General features: G+C 68.6%; 2 protein-coding genes and 1 pseudogene. 2 read left to right on the top strand and 1 reads right to left on the bottom strand.

What is annotated here, in order from left to right; translation table 11 throughout:
* A partial coding sequence (locus ACRDUX_RS38260) for a M20/M25/M40 family metallo-hydrolase (protein ID WP_526422334.1) occupies positions 1-580 on the top strand: 580 nt, incomplete at its 5' end.
* Positions 581-640: 60 nt separating this feature from the next.
* On the opposite strand, the gene ACRDUX_RS38255 is transcribed toward ACRDUX_RS38260, so the two are convergent.
* Entirely contained in the window at positions 641-1537 is an 897-nt protein-coding gene (locus ACRDUX_RS38255; RefSeq protein ID WP_526422332.1) for a PfkB family carbohydrate kinase, read from the bottom strand.
* Between the two features lie 80 nt (positions 1538-1617).
* On the opposite strand from ACRDUX_RS38255, the pseudogene ACRDUX_RS38250 reads away from it, so the two are divergent.
* Positions 1618-1751: pseudogene (locus ACRDUX_RS38250) on the top strand (aldehyde dehydrogenase family protein); the annotation flags it as partial.

Genomic DNA, 1751 nt, shown 5'->3' with positions numbered 1-1751 from the left:
GATTCGTCCGGGGACGCGCGTCTGCGTGGAACGCAGCAAGCGCGCACTGGTCGAGGTCGGCGACTACCTCGGCGGTTACTTCATGGACGACCGTGCGCCGATCACCGCCCTCTTACGGGCGGCGCGCTCGCTTCGAGGGCGTGCCGAGCGCCCGCCGAACGACGTCTACCTGGTGTTCACTACGAACGAGGAGGTCGGCGGTGTAGGCGGCGCGTACGCCAGTCGCACACTTCCGGGTGATCTCACCCTCGCGCTCGAGGTGGGACCGACCGAGAAGGAGTACGGGACACGTGTCAGCGGCGGTCCCATCATCGCCTTCAGCGATGCGCTCTGCGTCTACGACAAGGACGTCGCGGACCGACTGATGGCCGTCGCCGAGGAGTTGGACCTGTCGCCACAGGCGGCGGTACTCGGCGCATTCGAATCGGACGCATCGCATGCCAAGGCCACCGGGGTGTCGGCCAAGGCTGGCCTACTCTGCCTGCCGACGTTGAGCACCCACGGCTACGAAGTGATCACCCGCGACGCCATTCCGGCGATGACCGAAGTGTTGGTCGAGTTCCTGCTGCATCCGTCCTAGGCCGCCGCGACGGCGAGCGGTGTTGACGTCAGCCGAGTGTGCCGGGCATCTTCAGCACCCTCACCCCCTTTGCGGGCGCACCAGATGCGCCAAGTCAGGGCGTCCACCTAGGTGCGTCACGGTGGCGGCGGCCGCTCTGGTGGCGAGATCGCCAGCGTCGACAGGGGAGGCGCCGTCGCGCAGTGCTGTGACCAGACCCGCCATGAAGGCGTCGCCGGCGCCCGTGCGATCGACCGTCGGCGTCTTCGACACCGGGTAGAGGTGGCTGTCGCCTGACCAGACGAGCAGATCACCCACTTCGGGGATCGCGAGTGCCACCAACTCCGGATGGGCCTCTAGCAAGCGCTTCGCCAGCTCCAACGCTTCGGTGACGGACCGAAGCGGTTCACCTGCAAGCAGTTCGGCCTCCTTGGCATCCGCGCGCAGGACGTCCACCGAGGCAAGTAACTCGTCGACAGACTCCGGCCCGACAACGCCGTCCGTGATCACCCGGGCGCCTGCCCGCCTGGCGCGGCTCGCGGCGGCCAATACGGCGTCGGCGGGTTGCTGCAGTTGGATCGATACGGTATCCGCGGAATCGATCGCTACGGCGGCCCGACCGATGTCCTCGGCGGTGAGCAGTGCCGACCGGGGAACGTCCTCGAACAGCCGACGTCGCGCCTGACGGTCGACGAGGGTGACCAAGAGTGCGGTGCTGCCGCGCTGTATGACGTCGGCGACGTCGATGCCGTCGAGAGCCGCTTCGTCCGCCACCGCGGTGCCAGCGGTGTCGTGGCCAACCACTCCGACCAAGCTCACCGGCACGCCCAGTTGCGCCAGGCCGACGGCTTGGTTGGCGCCCTTGCCGCCGAGCCGCTCGAGGCGCTCGATCACCGGCTCCGTGCCGCCTTCAGCCGGGAAACGTGCCGTGCGCAGAGCCAAGTCCCGACCCACCTGGCCGACCACGACGACACCCATTCCCTCAGCGTGCCCAACCACGAGGCGAATACACCTTCGGTGAGAACGCCATCGCACGGGCCCGCTAAGCCAGCCGCGCTTGGGCCAGGACCCCTGCCGCCGAGCGGGCAGCCTGTCTGTCCGCGGCCGCTGCCGCTGTCAGTGCCGCCGCCGAGGAGCTGGCCGAGTTGAACGAGCGGGAGACGGGAAAGCCGCGTCACGCCCGGTTCATTCC

It is taken from the genome of Mycobacterium sp., assembly GCF_050701675.1.
In the GTDB taxonomy this organism is placed as follows: domain Bacteria; phylum Actinomycetota; class Actinomycetes; order Mycobacteriales; family Mycobacteriaceae; genus Mycobacterium.
The sequence above is the reverse complement of the archived record's forward strand: the minus strand, read 5'-3'. Positions and strand labels throughout refer to the sequence as shown.